This is a genomic window from Streptomyces sp. NPDC085524 (genome assembly GCF_044541755.1).
Taxonomy (GTDB): Bacteria; Actinomycetota; Actinomycetes; order Streptomycetales; family Streptomycetaceae; genus Streptomyces.
In genome coordinates, this window is record NZ_JBITTH010000002.1 from 94,483 (window position 1) to 113,521 (window position 19,039).

Genomic DNA, 19,039 nt, shown 5'->3' on the forward strand with positions numbered 1-19,039 from the left:
CCGGCCTTGGCTCTGCCGGCCGTTGCGGACCCCGTACGGGATCTTGAGACCACGAACGGCCCATGGCAGGCTCATGCCGCATGATCGATGAATTCGCGAAGGACAACCTGCACGGGAGACTGCGCCGGGACCGCAAGGCGCTGCTCTGGAAACTCGACGGCCTCTCCGAATATGACGCCCGCCGACCTTTGACGGCGACCGGGACCAACCTTCTCGGCCTGGTCAAACACGTGGCCAGCGTCGAGGCCAGGTACTTCGGCGAGGTCTTCGACCGCCCTTCCCCGGAACCGCTGCCCCGGTGGCAGGACTCCAACGGCAGCGATCTGTGGGCGACCGAGGACGAGACCCGCGATCAGATCATCGGGTTCTACCGGCGCACGTGGGAACACTCGGACGCGACGATCAACGAGCTTCCCCTCGACGCCCCCGGCCATGTGCCGTGGTGGCCGGAGCCCCATGCCGACACGAACCTGTTCGCCGTCATGGTCCATGTCCTCGGCGAGTCCATCCGGCATGCCGGACACGCCGATATCCTGCGCGAGGGCCTCGACGGCCGGACCGGGTTGCGCGCCGAACACGAGACGCAGATCGACGACGAAGCCCGTGCAGCCTACTGCGCGAAGATCGAGCAGGCCGCGAGGTCGGCTGCATCGATCAAGGCTTAGAGGTTGCCTCACGTGACTTGATGTCCGTTCGGCCTGAGAAGCCGATGTCATGCCGATCATGGAGCCTGTCGATCGAACGGGAGTCTCGAACGGGCGATCGCGGGCCTTGTCCGGCATGAGGGCGGGGCCTGGCGGTATGCGGGGAAAAGCCAGGGGAGCGGACGGCCACGCGCTGCTACTGTCGGGCGCTATGAGCTGGCTTCCCGATGACTTCGTCCACCCCGTCCTGGTGCCGCTGCCGGGCGGTGGCCATCACCTGCGGCCGATCCGGGAGGCGGACACCGCGCTCGACTATCCGGCTGTGATGGGTTCGCGCGAGCGCCTGTGGACCATCTTCGGTCCGGCCTGGGGCTGGCCCGCGGCCACCATGACCTACGAGGCCGACCAGGCCGACCTGTTGCGGCACGAGAAGGAGATCGCCGCACACCAGTCCTTCAACTACGCGCTGTTCGACGCGGCGGAGACAGCTCTGCTCGGCTGTGTCTACATCGACCCGCCGGAGAGGGTCGGCGCGGACGGCGAGATCTCCTGGTGGGTGGTGGACGAGCTGGTGGGCAGCGAGGTCGAGCAGGCCTTCGACGCGCTGGTGCCGCAGTGGATCGCCGCCGACTGGCCGTTCGAGCAGCCGCGCTTCCTCGGCCGCGAGACCTCCTGGTCGGACTGGCTCGCCCTGCCGGAGCACCCCGACAAGTAAGTGGTTGTTGCCTGTACCGATCTCGAAGGTTGTCGATCGCCCTCGACCTCGTGGCTCCCGGCGGGGCCTATCTGATCGACGACCTCTTCCCACGGGGCCGAGCAGGACGCCCAGCGCCGGCCTGTCCCGACCAGCCGTAGGCGTCGCAGCCCGACGTCTCGACCTGCCCGCAGATGTCCGGGACAGGACAGCCGACGTCGGCGGGCAGCCTGACGCAGTGTCTGTGCGCCCTACTCGGCCGAAGCGGTGGCGTGGGACAGCGCTACGCCGCCGACGATCAGGGCGAGGGCGAGGAGGCGGCCCGGGGTCACCGGGTCCTTGTGGATCACGACGCCCAGTGTGATGGCGCCGGCCGCGCCGATCCCGGTGAAGACGGCGTAGGCAGTGCCGACCGGCAGGCCCTTCATCGCCAGGGAGAGCAGATAGACGGCGACGGCGGCGAGCGCGAAGCAGAGCAGCGTGGGCAGTGGGCGGGTGAACCCGGCTGTCGGTTTTATGCTCTGCGACCAGCCGACCTCCACCAGGCCGGCGGCGATCAGGAGGAGCCAGCTCACAGGGACCCTCCCGTCTTGCGGGCGGCCTCGAGCGCGGCCGCTCGGGACGCGTCGTGCGCCCCGCGCCGGCCGGCGAGGACGGGGTCGGTGAGGGAGTTGACCAGTTCGGTGCCGAGGAAGGTCATGGCCTCCTCCGGTACGGCGAAGTGTCCGGCGAAGAAGTCGCGCAGGTAGCGCTCCTGGTGGTCGTACGGGTGGCGCGGGGTGCCCGGGCCGTACGCTCCGCCGCGGGCGTACGCCACGACGAACCGCCGTCCGGCCAGGGACATGCGGGGGAAGGTGACCTGGTCGATCCAGGCTTTCAGGGACGCCGGGACGGAGTAGTTGTACATCGGCGTGGCGATCAGCACGGCGTCGGCGGCGACGAGTTCGGACAGCAGCGGCTCGACGACGGCCCAGGCCGCCTCTTGCGCGGGAGTGCGGACGGCTTCCCGGTAGCGGGCGGGGTCGGTGATCTCGTGCTCCAGGACGTGGTCGCACAGCTCGGTCCATGCCTCGCCGATCTGCGGGACGGGGGTCCGGGCCAGGTCGCGGTGGACGTAGGTGCCACCGGGATGGTGCGCGCGCCAGGCGGCGGCGACGGCGTCGCCGGCCTCTCGGCTGAAGGACTGGCGGCGGGCGCTGGCATCGAGGTGCAGAAGCGTGCTCATGACGGGGACCCCTCGGTATCGACGGAAACGGTAACCGGACACGGCGTCCAGTTATACCGGACGAGAGGCTCAACCGGACATGGTGTCCAGTTATTCCGGTAGACTGAGGCGCCATGGGGACGAGTGAACGTGCGGACGCCGCCCGCAACCGGGCCAAGGTGCTCTCCGCCGCCGCCGAGCTGTTCGCCGCCGGTGATCCGCGGTCGGTCACGATGGAGGACATCGCCCGGGCGGCCGGCATCGGCCGCGGCACGCTCTACCGTCGCTACCCGGACGTCACGTCCATCGCGGCGGCCCTCCTCGACGAACACGAACGCCGCCTGCAGGAAGCACTGTTGCGCGGCGCGCCCCCGCTGGGCCCGGGTGCGCCGCCGCGCGAGCGGCTCACCGCCTTCTACGCCGCCATGGTCGACCTGCTCGACACCCACGGCCACCTGGTGCTGGGCGCCGAGACCGGTGAGAAGCGCTTCACGGTCGGGGCTTACGGCTTCTGGCGCGTCCATGTCCTCGCCCTGCTGCGCGAGTCCGGCGCCCCGGACCCGGAGGCGCTGGTGGACGGCCTGCTCGCACCGCTGGCACCGGAGGTCTTCCTCCAGCAGCGCGCGCAGGGAGTGACACCGGACCGGGCCAAGGCGGCACTGGGGAGGCTGGCGAGCGTGTTGCCGGCCGGCTGAACAGGCCGGCGGGCCGGGCAGGGCGCTTCCCACTGCGCGATGAGCAGGGACCGTCCGCCGACGAGGTACGGGGCGGCAGGACACTCGACGACGCCGGAAGCAACGGGGAACTCGTGATGAGCGTGATCAGGCCATGCTTCCGTCACCTGATCGGATGGGCAGGACCTAGAGTGTGCGCGTGACCGAGCAGAATCCCGAACTCATCGCCGGCCGGTACCAGCTGGTCGAACGCATCGGCCAAGGTGGCATGGGCCGGGTGTGGCGTGGCGTTGACCAGCAGCTCTTCGGACGCGAGATCGCGGTCAAAGAGATCCTTTTCCCGCAGGGCATGGACGACTCCGATCGCGCCACGCTGCTGAGGCGGTTCATCGGCGAGGCTCGCGCAGCGGTCACTCTCAGCCACCCCGGCATCATCACCATTCACGACGTCGTGGAGCACAAGGGCGCCCCCGTCATCGTGATGGAACTGGTCCGAGGGCAGTCCCTGGCCGCAGCGATTCGCAGCGGCGGGCGGTTGCCCGTGAAGCGGGTGGCCGAGATCGGCGCCGCCATGCTCGATGCGCTGAGCGAGGCGCACGGGGCGCATATCGTCCATCGTGACATCAAGCCGGACAACGTGCTCCTGACCAAGGACCGCGTCGTCCTGACCGACTTCGGTATCGCCCACCTCGCGGACGCCACGACCCGGCTGAGCCACAGTGGGATCGTCATCGGCACGCCGCACTACATGCCGCCGGAGCAGCTGGAGGGCAAGCGGCCGACCCCTGCCAACGACCTGTGGGCGCTCGGCGCCACCCTGTACCACGCCGTCGAGGGGCACCCGCCGTTCGAGGCGGAGGGGCTCCATGCCCTCGCCGTGGCCGTCTTCACCCGCCCACACCGGCCGGCCGTCAACGCCGGGCCGCTCGCACCCGTCCTGGACGCGCTCCTCACCAAGGACCCGTCGCAGCGCGTGGGCGTCGCAGAAGCGGCCGAGATGCTGGCGTCGGTACTGCGATCCTCCGCACCCTCCGCACCCGGGTCCCACGCATCTGCCGGGCGGGCGCACGAACCCGGACCGGCTGCCCCGCACACCCCCGACCCACGGGCGAACCCCGTACCGGCACCGGACGCCGCGACGACCGTTCCCGCTCCGACGGAGCCCGAGCAGCCGCCGTCGACGCCCCCGACACAGCAGACCCCGACGGTCCTGGACTCCGCCTCTGGCTCCGGCTCGGGCACCGTCCCGCGGGTGCCCGAGCCCCCGGCCGAGGAGCCGGCCACCCGGACGCCACGCGCCCGGCGCTCCGTGGTCCTGGCCGCGGTGCTGGCCACGCTCGTCACGGGTTCCGCCCTGACCTGGACCCTCAACCGCGACGAGGACGCGCCGCACGGCGGGGCCGGTGCGGCCGGCAGCGGTTCGGCGGCTTCCTCCGTCACGGTGGTGATCGGCGTGGACGCACCGCTCAGCGGCGGACTCTCCTCCATGGGCGTCGGTATGAGGAACTCGGCCGAGCTGGCGGCCAGGACCGCCAACGAAACCAAACACGTCCCCGGTGTGAAGTTCGAGATCAAGGCCCTGGACGACGGGGCCGATGCCGCCAAGGGTGCGTCCAACGCCGCGCGGTTCGTCTCCGACGAGAAGGTGCTGGGAGTGGTCGGCCCCCTCAACTCCGTCGTCGCCAAGACACTGGCGGCCCCCCTCGCCCGCGCGAACATGGCGGTCGTGTCACCGGGCAACACCGACCCCGTGCTGACGCTGGGCCCCGACTGGGCCGCGGGTACCACGTCGCGTCCCCACTCCACCTACTTCCGTACCATCGCCACGGACGTGGACCAGGGGCCGTTCGCCGCCAGGTACCTGTACGGCGAGGCGAAGAAGACCAAGCTGTACGTGGTGGACGACGCGAGCGCCCACGGCACCGCCCTCACCTCCGGCCTCAAGGCCGAGTTCGCGAAGCTCGGCGGAACCCTCGTCGGGACCGAGCAGGTCGATCCCGCGGAACGCGCCTTCGCGGGTCTCGCCGAGAGGGTGCGGTCCTCGGGAGCCGACGCCGTCTACTTCGGCGGCTACTACGACACCGCAGCACCGCTCTCCCAGCAGCTGAAGCAGGCGGGAGTGAACGCCCCCCTCATGGGCGGCGACGGCATCTTCGACCAGCAGTACCTGACGACGAACCCGAAGGCCGAGGGCGACCTCGCGACCAACATCGGTACAGCCGCGGAGGAATCGGCGGCGGGGCAGGACTTCCTCGCCCGATACCGCAAGGCGGGGTACCCGGAAGCGGCCGGCTGGTACGGGCCGTACGCGTACGACGCGACCTGGACCCTCATCGAGGCGGTGAAGGCGGTCGTGACGGCCAACGACGGCACCCTGCCCGGCGACGCCCGTGCGAAACTGCCGCAGGCGGTGGCAGGGCTGGGCTTCGACGGAGTCACGGGCCGCGTCGCCTTCGACCGGAGCGGCGACACCGTCAACCGTCGGCTGACGGTGTACGCGGTGAACGGCGGCAGCTGGACGGCCGTGACGAGCGGACCGGCCGCTCGCTGAAGCGAACGGTTTCACGCCGTTGATCAGCCGATCAGGGCCTCGGTGACCTGGCAGCCGGACGGACGAGTCCTCGCCCGGCCTGTGGGAACTGCGTCCCGCCTGGCTGTCCTCCGCTACGGCCCCATGCCTGCGTGCCTGTCCACCTGCACGGTGCAGTACGGGCGAACGTGCTCAGCCCGTCATGTCGTACGCGTCGACATCGAGCACCGCACCCGTGGCAGCGAGGAATGCCAACGCATCCCGGGCCAGGTGCCAGCCGAAGAGGTTGGGCTTTCCGGCGGGGTCCGCCTGACCGGGCTCGCCGGCGTCTCCGAAGTAGCGGACGATCTCCAGCACCGCGGCGTTGCCCGTGTCAGGCTCCTGTCTGGTTGATCAGATGGGTGCGTGCCTACGATCGGTTCATGACGACGACAGATGGCTCCCGCTGGTCGCTCTGCTCCCGCGACTCGTTCCTGTCGATTGGATCCGTCGGATCGACGCTGTCGATCGGGTCTGTCGGCTCGTTCCTGTCGATCGCGTCGGTCGGCTCGGCCGCGTCCGTCCTCTCGGTCGGCTCGTGGGTGAGCCTCGGCTCGCTGCTGTCCGCCGAATCCCGGTGGTCGGTGCTTTCCTGGCGCTCCCGCTGCGGCGTCCTGGCCTCAGGCACGGCCGTGGCCCTGGCGACGACCCTGGCCTTCACCCGGCGGAGGACCGGCTGATGCCGCCCACTTCCACGCACATCTCGCCATGGTTCGGGACGCCGCTGTCCGGAGGCCGGGCTCACAGGCCCACACGCGGTCCGGGACGCATGCTGCTGGAACGCTCGCGCGGACGCGCGACCACGAGAAGCCGCCCGTCCTGATCATCCCGGAGCCGGGCTGCCGCACGGTGGCCATGGCTGCCCTTGTGAGCGGGGGAGGGGGCTCAGGGCGCGGGCGGGTGTTCCAGGGTGGTGTCGAGTGCGTGGAAGAGCCGGTCGATGTCGTGCGAGGTGGTGTGGAGATGGGGGCTGATCCGTAGGACGTTGCCGCGGGCTCCGACGAACACACCGGAACGTTCCAGTGCTCGGGCGGTGGCGTGCTGGAGGTGGGCCGGGAGGGTGATGCCGAGCATGTGCGGGCCGTGGGGGCCGGGGATGTCCAGACCGCGCCGACGGGCGTGCCGTGCGATGAGGTCGGTGGTGGTTTCCAGGGTGGCGGCGATGCGGGGGACGGTCCAGGTGGTGAGCTGACGCAGCGCGGCGATCGCCAGGGGGGTCAGCTCGAAAGCGGTGCGCGCCCCGGCATCGAAGCGGCGCGCACCGGGCTGGTACGCGGTGCGGTAGTCGACGAGGCGCGCGAAGTCCTGGGCGTCCTGGCGCAGGATCCAGTTCTCCTCCAGCGGGCGCCCGTCCTGGCGCGCGGGAGCGACGTACAGGTAGCCCAGACCGAAGGGTCCCAGCAACCACTTGTATCCGACGGTGACCAGGAAGTCGGGACGCAGCTCCGCCACGTCCAGCGGGACGGCGCCGGCGGACTGGCTCGCGTCGATGACGAGCGCCGCGCCGACGGCGCGGGCGGCCGCGGCGATGCGGTCCAGCTCCAGCCACGTCCCGTCGGTCCAGTGCACCTGCGGCACCGACACCACGGCCACCGTCTCGTCCAGAACGGCCAGCACGGCATCGGTCCACGTCTGGTCCGCCCCACGCCGCACGGTCAGCATGCGGGCGCCGGTGCGCTCGGTGAACCGCCACCAGGTGTAGATCCCCGATGGGTACTCGTCGGCGAGGACCAGCACCCGGCTGCCGGGCGCCGCCTCCAGATTTGCCGCGGCCACCGCCATGCCGTAACTGGTCGCCGGTACCAGCGCGACATCGTCCGCGCCCGCCCCGATCAGTGCGGCGAACAGGCCTCGCCGGTCCTCGGCCGCATCGAACCAGTCGGCGGCCTGGATCCGCCAGGGCTGCGCCCGCCGTTGCAGTGCCGCACCTCCCGCGTGAAGGCCTGCGCGCAGGGTGGGAGCCAGGCTGGCGGTGTTGAAGTAGGCGATGTCGTCGGGGACGTCGAACAGTGCACGGGCCGGCGCGAGCGGGGCCTCGCGGTGGGGTGCCGACATGGGGGAGCCTTCCGGTAGGAGGGGCCGCAGAGCCCCGGCCGACGGGGATCGCGGGCGGATGGCCGCTGCCGCCAGCATGTCCCGATCCAGCATGTCCCGATACCTGGCAGCCGCGGGGGAGCGGCGCGGAACTGTACGGTGCACAGGGCTGTTCGTAGACTCGCGGCGTGAACGAATCCATCGGCTTTGCCACGTGTTCGCTCGACAAACAAGACCGCACCGCCCGGGACCTGAATGCGGGGCTGCGATGAACTCCCCGGTCTGGCCGGAGCCGCTGCGGCAGGGTGATCCGCATGCGGTGGGGGATTTCCGGCTGGAGGGGCGGCTGGGCGGTGGCGGGATGGGGCAGGTGTTCCTGGGACGCTCTCCCGGCGGCCGCCCGGTCGCGGTCAAGCTGGTGCGGCCCGAGCTGGCGGGCGATCCCGGATTTCGGCGCCGGTTCGCCATAGAGGTCGAGGCAGCCCGCCGGGTCGGCGGGTTCTACACCGCCCAAGTGGTCGAGGCCGACCCCGATGCCGACCCTCCGTGGCTGGTCACCGCATACATACCGGGGCCGTCCCTGCATCAGGCCGTCGAGACGCACGGCCCACTGCCGGCGGAGGGGACCGCAGTGCTGGGAGCGGGACTGGCCGAGGGGCTTCGGGCGATCCACGCCTGCAACCTGGTGCACCGCGACCTCAAACCCTCCAACGTGATCCTCGCCGCCGACGGCCCCCACGTCATCGACTTCGGCATCACTCGCGCACTTGACGCCACGTCCCACACGCTCTCCCACGCCGTTGTCGGTACCCCGTCGTTCATGTCGCCGGAACAGGCGCGCGGCCACGAGATCGGCCCGGCCAGCGACGTGTTCTCCCTCGGGCTCGTCCTCGCCTTCGCCGCCACCGGTCGTAGCCCGTTCGGAACAGGCTCGGCCGAAGCGATCGTCTACCGCATCGTCCACGACGATCCCGACCTGACCGGCCTGCCCGGCTACCTGGCGGACCTGGTGCAGCGCTGTCTGGCCAAAAGCCCCGGCGACCGCCCCGACGTGGCAGGAATCCTCCGGGAGCTCACCCGACCCACCCGGACAACCGGCTCATGGCTCCCGGCGCCGGTCGCGACGATGATCGCCGAGCGCGAAGTGCAGACCCCGACGGCCCTGTTACCTTCGCCATCCCCTGACTCCGGTGCTCGCGAGGACCGGACGCCGGGCGGTCCCGGCAACGGTCGTCCCGGCAACGGCCGTCCCGGTGAATCGCCCTCACAGCGGAGGCGGTTCGGCCCCGAACTCGTGTGGATCGGCGCCGCGTGTGCCGTCCTCGGCCTGCTCGCCGTCGCCGTCGCCGGCCTGGACTTCTACAAACGGCACGCCGCCGCCACGTCAAGCAGCCCCACGAGCAGCCACACTTCCACGCCGAGCCCCACCCGCACGGCGAGCCCCACGCCCACCCCCACGCCGAGCGCCAGCTCCTCGCCGAGCCCCAGCACCAGCACCAGCCCCACACCCAGCCAAGACGCCGTCAGCCGGGCTTTCATGGCGGTACGGGAGGGCGACTGCTTCCACGTAGGAGACGGAAACCCGAGTGACTTCGTCTACAGCCAGCCAAACGACTCCCTCAAACCGGACGTAGTTCCCTGCGACGCGTGGAACGCGTACTACCGAGTCACCCGCGTGGGGCCCATCGGCCCTGAGTGCCCGGGCCCTCCCCGTGGGGGCAGCGCGGAATGGACCCACCAGGGACCCCCTGACGTCAGCCTGTGCGTCGACCGCCAATTCCGCGTCGGAGACTGCGTACTCGGCAACGCCAAGGGTGGTGAACTGGATAGCGTCCAGCTGCTCGACGGCTGGGACTGCGCCGATGCCCGTTTCCCCAGCGGATACGACCACCGTGTGCAGATCACCCAGATCCTCGGCCCTGACAAGGGCAGTCAGTGCAAGACGAAATCGGTCCAAGCCCTCCACGGCACCGTGACGTTGTGCCTCAAGGTGATCTGAGCGTCCGGGGGAGAGGCCTGACGGAGGGCGTGTCAGGCGAGGCCTGCTTCGATGGCGCGGCGGACGGCGTCCGACCGGTCCCGGATGCCCGCTTTGGCGAACAGGTTGTTGATGTGCGTCTTGACGGTGGCCTCGCTGATGAACAGCTTCTCGGCGATGCCCCGGTTGGGCAGCCCGAGGCCGATGAGCGCGAGTACCTCGCGTTCCCGGGGCGTGAGGTCCGCGGGCAGGTCCCGCCCCGGCGGCGCGGGTTCCCTGGCCCGTGCCGTGGCGAGCAGGCGGTCCTGGACCGCGCGGTCGAGTACGGACTGACCGGCCGCTGCGGCCCGGATCGCGCGGGTGATGTCGCGGCGGCCGGCGTTCTTCGTCAGGTATCCGCGGGCTCCGGCGCCCAGTGCGCCGAGGATCGAGTCGTCGTCGGCGAAGGTGGTCAGGACGACCACCGCCACATCCGGGTACTGCTCGGCCAGTCGCCGGGTGGTCTCGATCCCGTCCATCACGGGCATTCTCAGGTCCATCAGCACGACGTCCACCGGCCCGGCGCCGACCGCCTCCAGCACCTCGTGGCCGTTGGAGGCGGCTGCCACGACGTCGATGTCCTCGGCCAGGTCGAGAACCGCCGCGAGGGGCTCGCGGACGGCCGCCTGGTCGTCGGCGACGACCACCCGCAGCTGCTGCTGCTCAGCGCGTTCACTCATGTCGGGATCACTGCCTCCACTTGCCAGCCGTTGTGGTGCGGTCCTTCGGTGACCGGGCCCGCGGTGACCGTTCCGCCCAGCAGGGCGACCCGTTCGCGCATGCCGATCAGTCCCATCCCGCTGCCCGCGCCCGCGTTCACCTCGCGGGTGGCGGGCCCGTTGCGGACGCTCAGCGTGATCGAGGCTTCGGCATACGTCAGCTCCACCTCCACGGCGCCGCCGGGAGCGTGCCGAGCCGCGTTGGTGAGGGCTTCCTGTGCGATCCGCAGCAGGTTCTGGGCGGTCCGGGCCGGCACTTCGCGTACGGTCCCGGTGACGGTGAGAGCGTCGTGGTGGCCCGAGGACTCCAGCATCGCGGAAAGGCTCTCCAGCAGGGGCAGCGTGTCCTCGCGCAGTGCGTGCACGGTCCACTGCGCCTGCCTCAGGCTCTCCTTGACCAGCCCGTGTGCCTTGTCGTGGGCCTGGCGGACCTTCTCCAGGTCGCCGGTGTCGATCAGCGCGTCCGCCAGTTCCAGCTGCATGTTGATCCCGGCGAGTGAGTGCGCCAGCACGTCGTGCACGTCCCGGGCGATCCGGCCCCGTTCGGTCAGCACTGCGGTACGGGCCTCGGCCCGGGCGGCGCGTTCGGCCGACTCCGCCGCGTCGAGGGCCGCCCGTACGGCCTGGCGCTGGGTGCGGTTGACGATGCCGATCAGGACGGGCAGGCCGGTCAGCAGCCCGAACGCCCACGGCAGCGCCTCGTACCCCGGTCCGAGGCGGAAGGAGAGGACCGCGGCGCACAGAAGACTGCAGATCCCCGCGAGCACGAGGGCCGGCCTGGTCTCCAGCCGGTATCCGATGTGGCCGGCGAGGAAGAAGGCGAAGAGGTAACCCGCTCCGCTGCTGCTGACACCGATGAGGGCGGCTGCCGCGACGACGCCGAGGGTGAGCCAGATCAGCGCGAGACGCGGGGACACCTTGTGCTCGGGCAGGCGCCTGGCCAGCAGCGCGGCGGCGTTGACCACGAAGAGGACCGCCACGGCCAGCCCCCGGCCGCTGAAGCCCATGGGCCGGATCGTCAGGGCGCCCACCACGACGACCGCGAGGCTCGCCACCCACTGCACGCGCGGGTCCTGTCCGGGAACGGGGCGCGGTTCCGCCCCCCGGCCGGTGTCCGTCCTGGGGGGCGGGGCGCTCTGGTCTGCGGGCACGGGCCGAACATACTGCACGGTCAGGCCGTACGGTCGAGGAGGGCCACGGGGCGGAGTGCCTTGACCGTCCGGCTGCGCACGTAGATGGTGGCCACCCGCGTGACGACCTCGGTGAGAGCCATCAGCACGAAGGCCGCGACCCATGCCTGCTGACCGGTGATGTGGTGCGCGAGGCTGAACCGTGCGACGCCGTCGGCGCCGCCACCGTGCTCGACCCATACCTGGAAGCCCATTCGCGCTCCCATGCCCACGACCCACAGGACCGCCGACACCGCACCCGCCTTGATCAGGAGGTGTCCGTCGAGGGCGCGGATCCGGGTGTAGACGCCGCCGCCGATGCCGAGTGCGGCGCCGACGGCCATCAGTGCGGCGATCAGGACGAGGTCGTTGCCCCCGGTGGGGACGGTGTCGAGGTACGAGTACGCCACGAAGGCCACGATGCCCAGCGGCAGCAGGAAGGTCTTGCGGTCGAGACGGCCTTCCCGCAGCTGCCGGAAGACGATCAGGATGAGGGCTGCGTCGGTGATCCATTCGGTTGCTGTCATGTCCTACAGACTGCTGCGACGCAGCTCGCGGCACCTGGACCCACGGGTGGAACCGGGGGTGGAGATCGCCGGGCCGAAGGGGCGTGCACCACGGAGCATGCGCCGCCACAGACGTACGGTGCCCATGGCCCGCCCGCGGGTGGTCGGGCGGGGCAGCTCCGGGCCATCCCGCTCGACACGGTGCTGTCGGCGTGCATGCCGGGCGTAGCCCGGCAATGGCGGCAACGGGGGACGGGCCCGGATGCACCCTCTGAGACGGAGCGCCCCATCATTCGTCCAACACCGAAATGATGGGGCATTCTGGAGTCATGGACCACGTACTTGCTCCCGGACAGGCGGATTCCCCGGCTCCGGCCGCGCGGCTCGCTTCTCTCGCCGCGGCCCTGGCCGACGAGACCCGGGCCGCGATCTGCATGACCTTGCTGGAGGGGCGCGCCTGGACCGCGGGCGAGCTGGCCCGGACCACCGGGGTCGCCCCCTCCACTGTCAGCGGGCATCTGACCAGGCTCCTGGACGCGGGGATCTGTGTGACGGAGCGGCAGGGGCGGCACAGCTACGTGCGCATCGCCGACGCCGCCACGGCCCGGCTGGTGGACGAACTGGCCTCCTATGCCGTCCCGGGCCGGGACGCGGCACACACGGTGCCGGTGGTCGCCGCGCCCGACCCGCTGGCGCGGGCCCGTACCTGCTACGACCACTTCGCGGGCCGGCTCGGCATGGCGGTGACCGACGCGATGGAAGGCAGGGGCCTGCTGCGCACGGAGGGCGTGTTCGAGCTGACCGGGGCCGGCCTCGACTGGTGCCGCCGCGCGGGCGTCGACGTGACGGGCGCGGGTCGCAGGCCGCTGGCGAGCTCCTGCCTGGACTGGACCGAGCGCCGCCGCCACCTGGGCGGCCTGGCGGGGGCGCGGTTGTGTGCGCGGGCCCTGGCCGAGGCGTGGGTGGTGCGACCGGAGGGGGGAGGGCGGGGCCTGCTGGTGACGGGGGAGGGGGAGGAGGCCTTCGGTGGACTGCTGGGCCTCACGCCCGGGGCGTGGAGCTAGCAGGCGCTCCGGAAGTTCCCGTCGTTCCGGGAGCCCGTCGGGAAGTTGCAGAGAAAATAGTTCGGCCAACACCGAAGTGTTCGGTGTAGAGTCCGGAGGTATGAAGACCCCTCCGCGCGCCCTTCCGCCCGGCCTCCTCACCGCCGCCGCCGTCTGCTGCACGGTGTTCGCCTGGGCGTCCGCCTTCGTCTCCATCCGCAGCGCCGGAGCCGCCTACTCGCCGGGGGCCCTCGCCCTCGGCAGGCTGCTCGCCGCCTCGCTGGTCCTCGCTGTGCTCCTCCTCGTGCGCCGCGAGGGCCTGCCGCCGCGCGGGGCCCGCCGGGGCATCCTGCTGTCCGGACTCGTCTGGTTCGCCGGCTACACGGTCGCGCTGAACTGGGGCGAACGCCTCGTCGACGCGGGTACCGCGTCCCTGCTCGTGAACACCGGTCCGATCCTGATGGCGCTCCTCGCCGCGCGCCTGCTCGGCGAGGCCCTGCCGCCGCGGCTGCTGACGGGCATGGCGGTCTCCTTCACGGGCGCCGTGGTCGTCGGCCTGTCGATGTCGTCCGGCGGCAACGGCTCGACCCCGGTGCTCGGAGTGGCGCTGTGCCTGATCGCAGCAGCGGCGTACGCGACGGGGGTCGTCGCGCAGAAGCCCGCGCTCTCCTTCGCGACGCCGCTGCAGGTCACCGCCTACAGCTGCTTCACCGGGACCGTGGCCTGCCTGCCGTTCACCGGTCGGCTGGTGGACGAGGTCGCGAGGGCTCCGCTGTCCGCAACGCTGAACATGGTCTACCTGGGCGTGGTCCCGACCGCCCTCGCCTTCACCACGTGGACGTACGCCCTCGCGCGGATGCCGGCCGGGAAGCTCGGGGCGACGACTTACGCAGTACCGGCCATCGTCGTCCTGCTGAGCTGGGTACTCCTGGGTGAAGTGCCGGTCTGGCTCACCCTGCTGGGCGGTCTTCTCTGCCTCGCCGGAGTGGCCGTCTCCCGCTACCGCCCGCGCGCCCGGCAGGAGTCCGGGGTCCGCGCAGAGGAGCCCGCTCCCGAAGCCGCCGACGCACGGGGGCGGTAGCGGGAGGCGGCCTGCATGCGGGTGGTGCGGGGTGTGATCAGCCGGTCCGCCGCCAGGTCGATCCGTGCCGCACGCGCGTGACCCGAGCTCTGCCAGTGCAGCTGTTCCGGGGCGTGCGCGTCCGTGTCCACGGCGAACTTGCAGCCTGCGGCGGCGGCCTGCAGGAGCAGGTCGTCCGGCGGGTCACGCCGTTCGGGCCGGCAGTTGATCTCCACGGCGGTGCCCGCTTGCCTCGAGGCTGTCGGGCAGGATCTTGTCGGCCGTGCCCTGCACCTTGGTCTGCAGCGATCCTGCGACGACCCTTGTCCATCCCCGGGAAGGAAGCACTGCCTCCGCCCCTCAAGATCTCACCGACCGGACGCGCGACGGGGCGGTTGGCACCCGGTGGCGCGGGCAGGTGCCCGGGGTGACGGAAGGCGGCGACATGGGTCGGACCGCACTCATCGTGATCGACATGCTGAACACCTACGAGCACGAGGACGCCGAGGTGCTGGTGCGTTCCGTCCGCGAAGCCCTTCCAGGGGTCGGGGCGCTGCTCAAGCGGGCGCGGGACGCCGATGCGCCGGTCGTCTACGTGAACGACAACTTCGGCCGCTGGCGCTCCCACCACGGCGAGATCCTCCAAGCCGCCCTCGAAGGCCGGTACTCCGACCTGGTGGAGCCGGTCGCGCCCGACGAGGACGCGCTCTTCGTGGTCAAAGCACGGCACTCGGTCTTCTTCGAAACGCCGCTGGCCTACCTGCTGGATCAACTCGATGTCCAACGGGTGGTGTTGTGCGGGCAGGTGACCGAGCAGTGCGTGCTCTACTCGGCACTGGACGCCCATATCCGGCACCTCGACGTCGTCGTGGCCCTCGACGCGGTGGCGCACATCGACGCCGGTCTCGCCGAGGCGGCCCTGCACATGATGGAACGCAACATGGCGGCCGAACTCCGCCCGAGCGGCGAAATCACCTTCGAGGACACACCGTCGGGGTGACACCGGCTCGTAGCGAGTCCGGCAATCCCTTCGCGCCCCGGACAGAGCCTTCGGTACGCCACCCTCCCGGCGGGAGCCGGATGGTCCAGGGTGCCGGCTGGTCACCGCCGCGAGGCTGCTCGTAACGTAGCCGGAAGGCCGGTGAGCGGACGGCCGGCTTGGGACCGGGTCGCCCCGACTCCTCCGGGCACACCGCCGCGGCCGTCGCCTTCACCACGTCCGGGGCGCGCTACCCCACCGATCTTGCCGCCGGGGTGGTCATCGGCTCGTCGGCGCCCGCTTGACGCACCGGGCGGCGCGGACACTCACGTGATCATGGCTCGGACACGACGCGCAGGGTGCGCGCCGAACCGTCCGACGCGTCGGGCAGCAGCACACCGTGTTCGGCGCCGCTGCGCAGGTAGTCGAGGACTTCGCGGGTGATGACCTCACCCGGGGCGATCGCCGGCACGCCGGGCGGGTACGGGCTGATGGTCTCGGCCGAGATGCGGCCCACGGCCCGATCCGCGTCCACGTGCTCGGCTTCCGCGAAAAAGGCCTTTCGCGGAAGCACGGCCTGCTCCAGTTCCAGCCCGGAGGGCCCGGGCAGACGCACCTCGGTCCGGGGTTCGATCGCCGGGGCGCCGTCGACGAGGGCCTTGAGGGCGGTGAGCAGGATCTCCTCGGTCTCGTCGTCGTCCGCGAAGGTGATGGAGACGCTCATCCGGCAGGTGTCGGAGCCTCCGGCGTCCACGTGGCGGTGGGTGCGCAGCCACTCGGCGCCCTGCATGCCGCTGATGCCCAGGCCGCGGACGTCAATGACGATCTTCAGGGGGTCGAGGTCGGCGGTCAGGCCCTGGTCGACGACCTCGCGGCCCATCACCTCCAGGCCCGGGAGGTCGGCGATACGGGACCGGATGCGTTCCGCCCGGTGCAGTGCCGCGCCGAGCAGTGCGTGGCCGTGCTCGACCATCTGGCGGCGCCAGCCGTCGAGCGTGGCGTACACCAGGCTCGAGGAACTGGTGGTGCCCAGGAGGTCCTCGCGTTGTTTGAGCACCTCGGGGGACACGCGGTCGTACTGGAGATGGAAGACGGAGCTCTGCTCGATCGCGGCGCCCATCTTGTGCACGCTGGTGACCACGAGGTCGGCCTCGTGGTCCATGCCCCAGGCCGGCAGAGCGGGGTGGAAGGGCAAGTGGGCACCCCACGCCTCGTCCACGATCAAGGGCACGTCCGCGTCGTGGCACGCCCGGGCGGTGCCGCGGATGTCGGCGCAGCTGCCCCAGTCGGTGGGGGTGATCAGGAGCATGCCCTTCGCGTCGGGGTTCTCGCGCAGTTTCTTCCGTACGTCGTCGGGCTCCGGCGGGTGGGCCAGGTGGCGGTCGGCATCGAACTTCGGGTGAACCCAGACCGGCTCGACACCGTTGATGATCACGGCGGCGATCACGGACTTGTGCGCGTTGCGGGAGACCAGCAGCTTCTCCCCGGGCCCGGCGACGGACAGCATGGCCGTCTTGACCGAGAGCGAGCTGCCGCAGGTGGAGAAGAACGCCTGCTCCGCTCCCACTGCGTCCGCCATCAGCTCCTGGGCCCCCTCCAAGATGCCGCGCGACTGCCGGCGGTCGTCCAGTCCGTTGAGCATCAGGACGTCGGAGCGGAACACGTCCGGGCCGACCACGTCCAGCACACGCGGGTCCACCCCTCGCCCCTGTTTGTGGCCGGGGGGTCCGTAGGCGACGTCACCCCTGCGACGGAACTGCTCCAGAGCCTCCAACACCGGTGCGCGGGAGTGGTCCATGGCTTCGTCCTTCCTCGCGGCACCCCGCTGCCCCTCACGGTAAAGGGCTTCCGCCTGACGACGGAGGGCCGCTCCTTCCGCGTCTGACCCGCAGAGGCAAGCCGAAACCCGTCAGGGCGTGCTGCGCGTTCAGGGAGTGAACAGGACCTTGACGGCGCCGTCCTGCTTCTTCTGGAACATTGCGTAGGCGTGCGGTGCGTCGGCCAGGGGTAGCCGGTGGGTGGCGAAGTCCTCGACGCCCAAGGGGTCTCCGTCGCGGACCAGGGGCAGCAGGTCGTCGACCCAGCGCCATACGTTGGCCTGCCCCATGCGCAGCTGGATCTGTTTGTCGAACAGCGTCAGCAACGGCATCGGGTCGGCCATGCCTCCGTAGACCCCGGACAGGGAGATGGTGCCGCCCGATGGGGCCCAGGCCGAGGACGGCGAGGCTGCCGCCCGGCGGCACATCGGCGTACTGGACCGCCTGCCAGGCCGTCGGCAGTACGTCGGAGAGGTAGACGAACCGGTCGTCCGGGGGGCCGTCCGGGCCCTTGATGGGCAGCGTGTTGCCGAACGGCACCCGCAGGTACTCCGCTTGCCCGCCGGGCACCTGGCCGTAGAGCTTGGTGTAGCCGAAGAGGGAGGCGCCCATGCCGTGTTCGCGGACCTGCGTGGTCTCGCACTGCGAGTGCAGGCCCCGTACGCACATGAAGCAGGTGCCGCAGGAGACGTTGAACGGCACCACGACCCGGTCGCCGGGCTGGACGGCGGTGACGTCCGGCCCCGTCTCCACGATGATGCCCATCGGTTCGTGTCCCAGGATGTCGCCTTCTTCGAGGAACGGACCGAACACCCCGATCGACCTTCAGGGCGGAAGCGGGAGGTCTGCCCAGACCGTTTTGCCGCTGCCCTCCTGTCGGGTTCCCCAGTTGACGGTGAGCCGGTCGACGAGGAAGAGGCCGTGGCCCCCGATGGCGTCGGGCCGGTGCTCGCCCAGGCGGGGCGGATCGGGGCTGGGGTCGGTGACGGCGATCCGCAGCACGCTGCCCCGGTGATCGAAGGAGAGCCGCAGGACGCCGCCGGCGTGCTGGGCGGCGTTGGCGAGCAGCTCCCCCGCGACCAGGACGGCGTCGCCGTTTTCGGCGGGCAGGTGCCAGTCGTCCAGAGTCCGGCGTATCCAGGCGATCCCGGCACCGCATGCCCCCGCCGTCTCGGAACCGAATTCCAGTTCGCGGTGGGGGAGTGCAGGAGGAGGGGACGGCGGTGGGCCCATGATCGATCCCTTGAGAAGCGGGCGGCGTTGCCTTGTAGCTCGCCCCTGCCCGCCTTCGTACCCCCTACGCAGCGGCCGGTGTCCGGGATCAGGGCGCGTGGCGTGCGGCGGCTTCCGCGACGGTCGGATGGACGTCGAACGAGCCCGCCGCACCGGTCACCTCCAGCACGTGCCGGACGGCCTCGCTGGGGGAGACGAGGGCCAGCGGCACGCCTCGTGCGCGGGCGGTGTCGCGCAGGCCGAGGAGGAGGTTCAGGCCGTCGGCGGTGAACAGTTCCACGGCATCGAGGTCGACGGCGAGGAGGGCGGGGCGCAGGTCGAGTGCGGTGCGCAGGGCGCGGTCGCCGACGTCGTGCGTGCCGACGTAGAGATCCCCGGACAGTACGCACACCACGGAGTCACCGACCCGTACCGTGTCGGTCTTCAGCTCCGGCGCCGACATCGGCAGGTCGGCGGGTTCCGGCGGGTTGCTCCTCATGACCGCCTCCTCGCCCCGCCGACCTCCGCCTTCCGGGAGCGCTGGAGACGAAGGGCGCCGTCCTGGGAGTGGTCGGCGTCCTACCGGGCTCCTTCCACCGTACGCCTTCGACACGCATGCGACATGGGGAGCGCGGGTCCCCGGGGGAGCGAGGGGAGCGTCTCGGTGGGGTGGAGCCGGACAGCGGTTCGCGCAGGTG

General features: G+C 71.1%; 20 protein-coding genes and 1 pseudogene. 10 read left to right on the forward strand and 11 right to left on the reverse strand.

Annotation, left to right across the window (positions count from 1 at the left end; all coding sequences use genetic code 11):
* The first annotated feature begins 80 nt into the window (after positions 1 to 80).
* Both ACIGFK_RS03235 and ACIGFK_RS03240 read left to right on the forward strand, forming a co-directional pair.
* Entirely contained in the window at positions 81 to 665 is a 585-nt protein-coding gene (locus ACIGFK_RS03235) for a DinB family protein (protein WP_386468124.1), read from the forward strand.
* Between the two features lie 190 nt (positions 666 to 855).
* Positions 856 to 1,359 carry an N-acetyltransferase gene (locus ACIGFK_RS03240; RefSeq protein ID WP_376655556.1) on the forward strand — a complete coding sequence of 168 codons (504 nt, stop codon included), beginning with the start codon at positions 856 to 858 and terminating at the stop codon, positions 1,357 to 1,359.
* Between the two features lie 230 nt (positions 1,360 to 1,589).
* Here ACIGFK_RS03240 and ACIGFK_RS03245 read toward each other — a convergent pair whose 3' ends face one another.
* Together ACIGFK_RS03245 and ACIGFK_RS03250 are read right to left on the reverse strand one after the other, a co-directional pair.
* Positions 1,590 to 1,913 carry a DMT family transporter gene (locus ACIGFK_RS03245; protein WP_376655557.1) on the reverse strand — a complete coding sequence of 108 codons (324 nt, stop codon included), beginning with the start codon at positions 1,911 to 1,913 and terminating at the stop codon, positions 1,590 to 1,592.
* Positions 1,910 to 2,563 (reverse strand): FMN-dependent NADH-azoreductase, encoded by a 654-nt coding sequence (locus ACIGFK_RS03250; protein WP_376655558.1) that lies wholly within the window; start codon positions 2,561 to 2,563, stop codon positions 1,910 to 1,912. The genes ACIGFK_RS03245 and ACIGFK_RS03250 overlap by 4 nt, the downstream gene beginning before the upstream one ends.
* A gap of 113 nt (positions 2,564 to 2,676) precedes the next feature.
* On the opposite strand from ACIGFK_RS03250, the gene ACIGFK_RS03255 reads away from it, so the two are divergent.
* Positions 2,677 to 3,237 carry a TetR/AcrR family transcriptional regulator gene (locus ACIGFK_RS03255; protein ID WP_376655559.1) on the forward strand — a complete coding sequence of 187 codons (561 nt, stop codon included), beginning with the start codon at positions 2,677 to 2,679 and terminating at the stop codon, positions 3,235 to 3,237.
* Positions 3,238 to 3,415: 178 nt separating this feature from the next.
* The gene (locus ACIGFK_RS03260) at positions 3,416 to 5,767 is read left to right on the forward strand and encodes an ABC transporter substrate-binding protein (RefSeq protein ID WP_386468127.1); all 2,352 of its coding nucleotides are present in this window, start codon (positions 3,416 to 3,418) and stop codon (positions 5,765 to 5,767) included.
* Between the two features lie 171 nt (positions 5,768 to 5,938).
* On the opposite strand, the gene ACIGFK_RS03265 is transcribed toward ACIGFK_RS03260, so the two are convergent.
* The gene (locus ACIGFK_RS03265; protein WP_376655561.1) at positions 5,939 to 6,103 is read right to left on the reverse strand and encodes a hypothetical protein; all 165 of its coding nucleotides are present in this window, start codon (positions 6,101 to 6,103) and stop codon (positions 5,939 to 5,941) included.
* A gap of 65 nt (positions 6,104 to 6,168) precedes the next feature.
* Between ACIGFK_RS03265 and ACIGFK_RS03270 the strand changes: the two genes are divergently transcribed.
* Positions 6,169 to 6,465, forward strand: coding sequence for a hypothetical protein (locus ACIGFK_RS03270; RefSeq protein WP_376655562.1), 297 nt, complete (start codon positions 6,169 to 6,171; stop codon positions 6,463 to 6,465).
* Between the two features lie 205 nt (positions 6,466 to 6,670).
* On the opposite strand, the gene ACIGFK_RS03275 is transcribed toward ACIGFK_RS03270, so the two are convergent.
* Positions 6,671 to 7,840: an aminotransferase class V-fold PLP-dependent enzyme gene (locus ACIGFK_RS03275; RefSeq protein ID WP_400050307.1), complete on the reverse strand. Its 1,170-nt coding sequence runs from the start codon at positions 7,838 to 7,840 to the stop codon at positions 6,671 to 6,673.
* A gap of 91 nt (positions 7,841 to 7,931) precedes the next feature.
* Here ACIGFK_RS03275 and ACIGFK_RS03280 point away from each other — a divergent pair, with 91 nt between their 5' ends.
* Positions 7,932 to 9,818, forward strand: a complete 1,887-nt coding sequence (locus ACIGFK_RS03280; protein ID WP_400050309.1) for a serine/threonine-protein kinase — start codon at positions 7,932 to 7,934, stop codon at positions 9,816 to 9,818.
* A gap of 32 nt (positions 9,819 to 9,850) precedes the next feature.
* On the opposite strand, the gene ACIGFK_RS03285 is transcribed toward ACIGFK_RS03280, so the two are convergent.
* The 3 genes from ACIGFK_RS03285 to ACIGFK_RS03295 are packed head-to-tail and all read right to left on the reverse strand — an operon-like array spanning position 9,851 to position 12,251.
* The gene (locus tag ACIGFK_RS03285; protein WP_400050311.1) at positions 9,851 to 10,516 is read right to left on the reverse strand and encodes a response regulator; all 666 of its coding nucleotides are present in this window, start codon (positions 10,514 to 10,516) and stop codon (positions 9,851 to 9,853) included.
* A complete protein-coding gene (locus ACIGFK_RS03290; protein WP_400050313.1) occupies positions 10,513 to 11,724 on the reverse strand; it encodes a histidine kinase in 1,212 nt (403 codons plus the stop codon). Before ACIGFK_RS03290 ends, ACIGFK_RS03285 begins: the two co-directional genes overlap by 4 nt.
* A 2-nt stretch (positions 11,725 to 11,726) precedes the next feature.
* Positions 11,727 to 12,251, reverse strand: a complete 525-nt coding sequence (locus ACIGFK_RS03295; RefSeq protein WP_376655567.1) for a hypothetical protein — start codon at positions 12,249 to 12,251, stop codon at positions 11,727 to 11,729.
* A gap of 308 nt (positions 12,252 to 12,559) precedes the next feature.
* On the opposite strand from ACIGFK_RS03295, the gene ACIGFK_RS03300 reads away from it, so the two are divergent.
* The 4 genes from ACIGFK_RS03300 to ACIGFK_RS03315 all read left to right on the forward strand — a co-directional run bounded on the left by ACIGFK_RS03300 (position 12,560) and on the right by ACIGFK_RS03315 (position 15,617).
* A complete protein-coding gene (locus ACIGFK_RS03300) occupies positions 12,560 to 13,294 on the forward strand; it encodes an ArsR/SmtB family transcription factor (protein WP_376655568.1) in 735 nt (244 codons plus the stop codon).
* A gap of 100 nt (positions 13,295 to 13,394) precedes the next feature.
* The gene (locus tag ACIGFK_RS03305) at positions 13,395 to 14,354 is read left to right on the forward strand and encodes a DMT family transporter (protein ID WP_400050316.1); all 960 of its coding nucleotides are present in this window, start codon (positions 13,395 to 13,397) and stop codon (positions 14,352 to 14,354) included.
* 424 nt (positions 14,355 to 14,778) lie between these two features.
* Positions 14,779 to 15,333 (forward strand): isochorismatase family cysteine hydrolase, encoded by a 555-nt coding sequence (locus tag ACIGFK_RS03310; protein WP_376655570.1) that lies wholly within the window; start codon positions 14,779 to 14,781, stop codon positions 15,331 to 15,333.
* Between the two features lie 158 nt (positions 15,334 to 15,491).
* Positions 15,492 to 15,617, forward strand: coding sequence for a hypothetical protein (locus ACIGFK_RS03315; RefSeq protein ID WP_400050318.1), 126 nt, complete (start codon positions 15,492 to 15,494; stop codon positions 15,615 to 15,617).
* Between the two features lie 29 nt (positions 15,618 to 15,646).
* Here the strand turns inward: ACIGFK_RS03315 and ACIGFK_RS03320 are convergent, their stop codons facing one another.
* The 4 genes and pseudogenes from ACIGFK_RS03320 to ACIGFK_RS03335 all read right to left on the reverse strand — a co-directional run bounded on the left by ACIGFK_RS03320 (position 15,647) and on the right by ACIGFK_RS03335 (position 18,840).
* A complete protein-coding gene (locus ACIGFK_RS03320) occupies positions 15,647 to 17,110 on the reverse strand; it encodes an aminotransferase class I/II-fold pyridoxal phosphate-dependent enzyme (protein ID WP_400050319.1) in 1,464 nt (487 codons plus the stop codon).
* A gap of 129 nt (positions 17,111 to 17,239) precedes the next feature.
* A pseudogene (locus ACIGFK_RS03325) lies at positions 17,240 to 17,942 on the reverse strand (alcohol dehydrogenase catalytic domain-containing protein); the annotation flags it as partial.
* A 12-nt stretch (positions 17,943 to 17,954) separates the two neighbouring features.
* Positions 17,955 to 18,362, reverse strand: a complete 408-nt coding sequence (locus ACIGFK_RS03330) for an ATP-binding protein (protein ID WP_400050321.1) — start codon at positions 18,360 to 18,362, stop codon at positions 17,955 to 17,957.
* An 88-nt stretch (positions 18,363 to 18,450) separates the two neighbouring features.
* Complete coding sequence (locus ACIGFK_RS03335) at positions 18,451 to 18,840, reverse strand: STAS domain-containing protein (RefSeq protein WP_376655573.1); 390 nt, start codon at positions 18,838 to 18,840, stop codon at positions 18,451 to 18,453.
* Positions 18,841 to 19,039: the final 199 nt, after the last annotated feature.

What these genes read in the sequence shown, in the direction of transcription:
- ACIGFK_RS03295 (WP_376655567.1), bottom strand. Translation starts at nt 12,251, where the DNA reads ATGACAGCAACCGAATGGATCACCGACGCAGCCCTCATCCTGATCGTC.
- ACIGFK_RS03310 (WP_376655570.1), top strand. Translation starts at nt 14,779, where the DNA reads ATGGGTCGGACCGCACTCATCGTGATCGACATGCTGAACACCTACGAG.
- ACIGFK_RS03270 (WP_376655562.1), top strand. Translation starts at nt 6,169, where the DNA reads ATGACGACGACAGATGGCTCCCGCTGGTCGCTCTGCTCCCGCGACTCG.
- ACIGFK_RS03275 (WP_400050307.1), bottom strand. Translation starts at nt 7,840, where the DNA reads ATGTCGGCACCCCACCGCGAGGCCCCGCTCGCGCCGGCCCGTGCACTG.
- ACIGFK_RS03250 (WP_376655558.1), bottom strand. Translation starts at nt 2,563, where the DNA reads ATGAGCACGCTTCTGCACCTCGATGCCAGCGCCCGCCGCCAGTCCTTC.
- ACIGFK_RS03240 (WP_376655556.1), top strand. Translation starts at nt 856, where the DNA reads ATGAGCTGGCTTCCCGATGACTTCGTCCACCCCGTCCTGGTGCCGCTG.
- ACIGFK_RS03285 (WP_400050311.1), bottom strand. Translation starts at nt 10,516, where the DNA reads ATGAGTGAACGCGCTGAGCAGCAGCAGCTGCGGGTGGTCGTCGCCGAC.
- ACIGFK_RS03330 (WP_400050321.1), bottom strand. Translation starts at nt 18,362, where the DNA reads ATGGGCCCACCGCCGTCCCCTCCTCCTGCACTCCCCCACCGCGAACTG.
- ACIGFK_RS03255 (WP_376655559.1), top strand. Translation starts at nt 2,677, where the DNA reads ATGGGGACGAGTGAACGTGCGGACGCCGCCCGCAACCGGGCCAAGGTG.
- ACIGFK_RS03300 (WP_376655568.1), top strand. Translation starts at nt 12,560, where the DNA reads ATGGACCACGTACTTGCTCCCGGACAGGCGGATTCCCCGGCTCCGGCC.
- ACIGFK_RS03280 (WP_400050309.1), top strand. Translation starts at nt 7,932, where the DNA reads ATGTCCCGATACCTGGCAGCCGCGGGGGAGCGGCGCGGAACTGTACGG.
- ACIGFK_RS03235 (WP_386468124.1), top strand. Translation starts at nt 81, where the DNA reads ATGATCGATGAATTCGCGAAGGACAACCTGCACGGGAGACTGCGCCGG.
- ACIGFK_RS03335 (WP_376655573.1), bottom strand. Translation starts at nt 18,840, where the DNA reads ATGAGGAGCAACCCGCCGGAACCCGCCGACCTGCCGATGTCGGCGCCG.
- ACIGFK_RS03305 (WP_400050316.1), top strand. Translation starts at nt 13,395, where the DNA reads ATGAAGACCCCTCCGCGCGCCCTTCCGCCCGGCCTCCTCACCGCCGCC.
- ACIGFK_RS03320 (WP_400050319.1), bottom strand. Translation starts at nt 17,110, where the DNA reads ATGGACCACTCCCGCGCACCGGTGTTGGAGGCTCTGGAGCAGTTCCGT.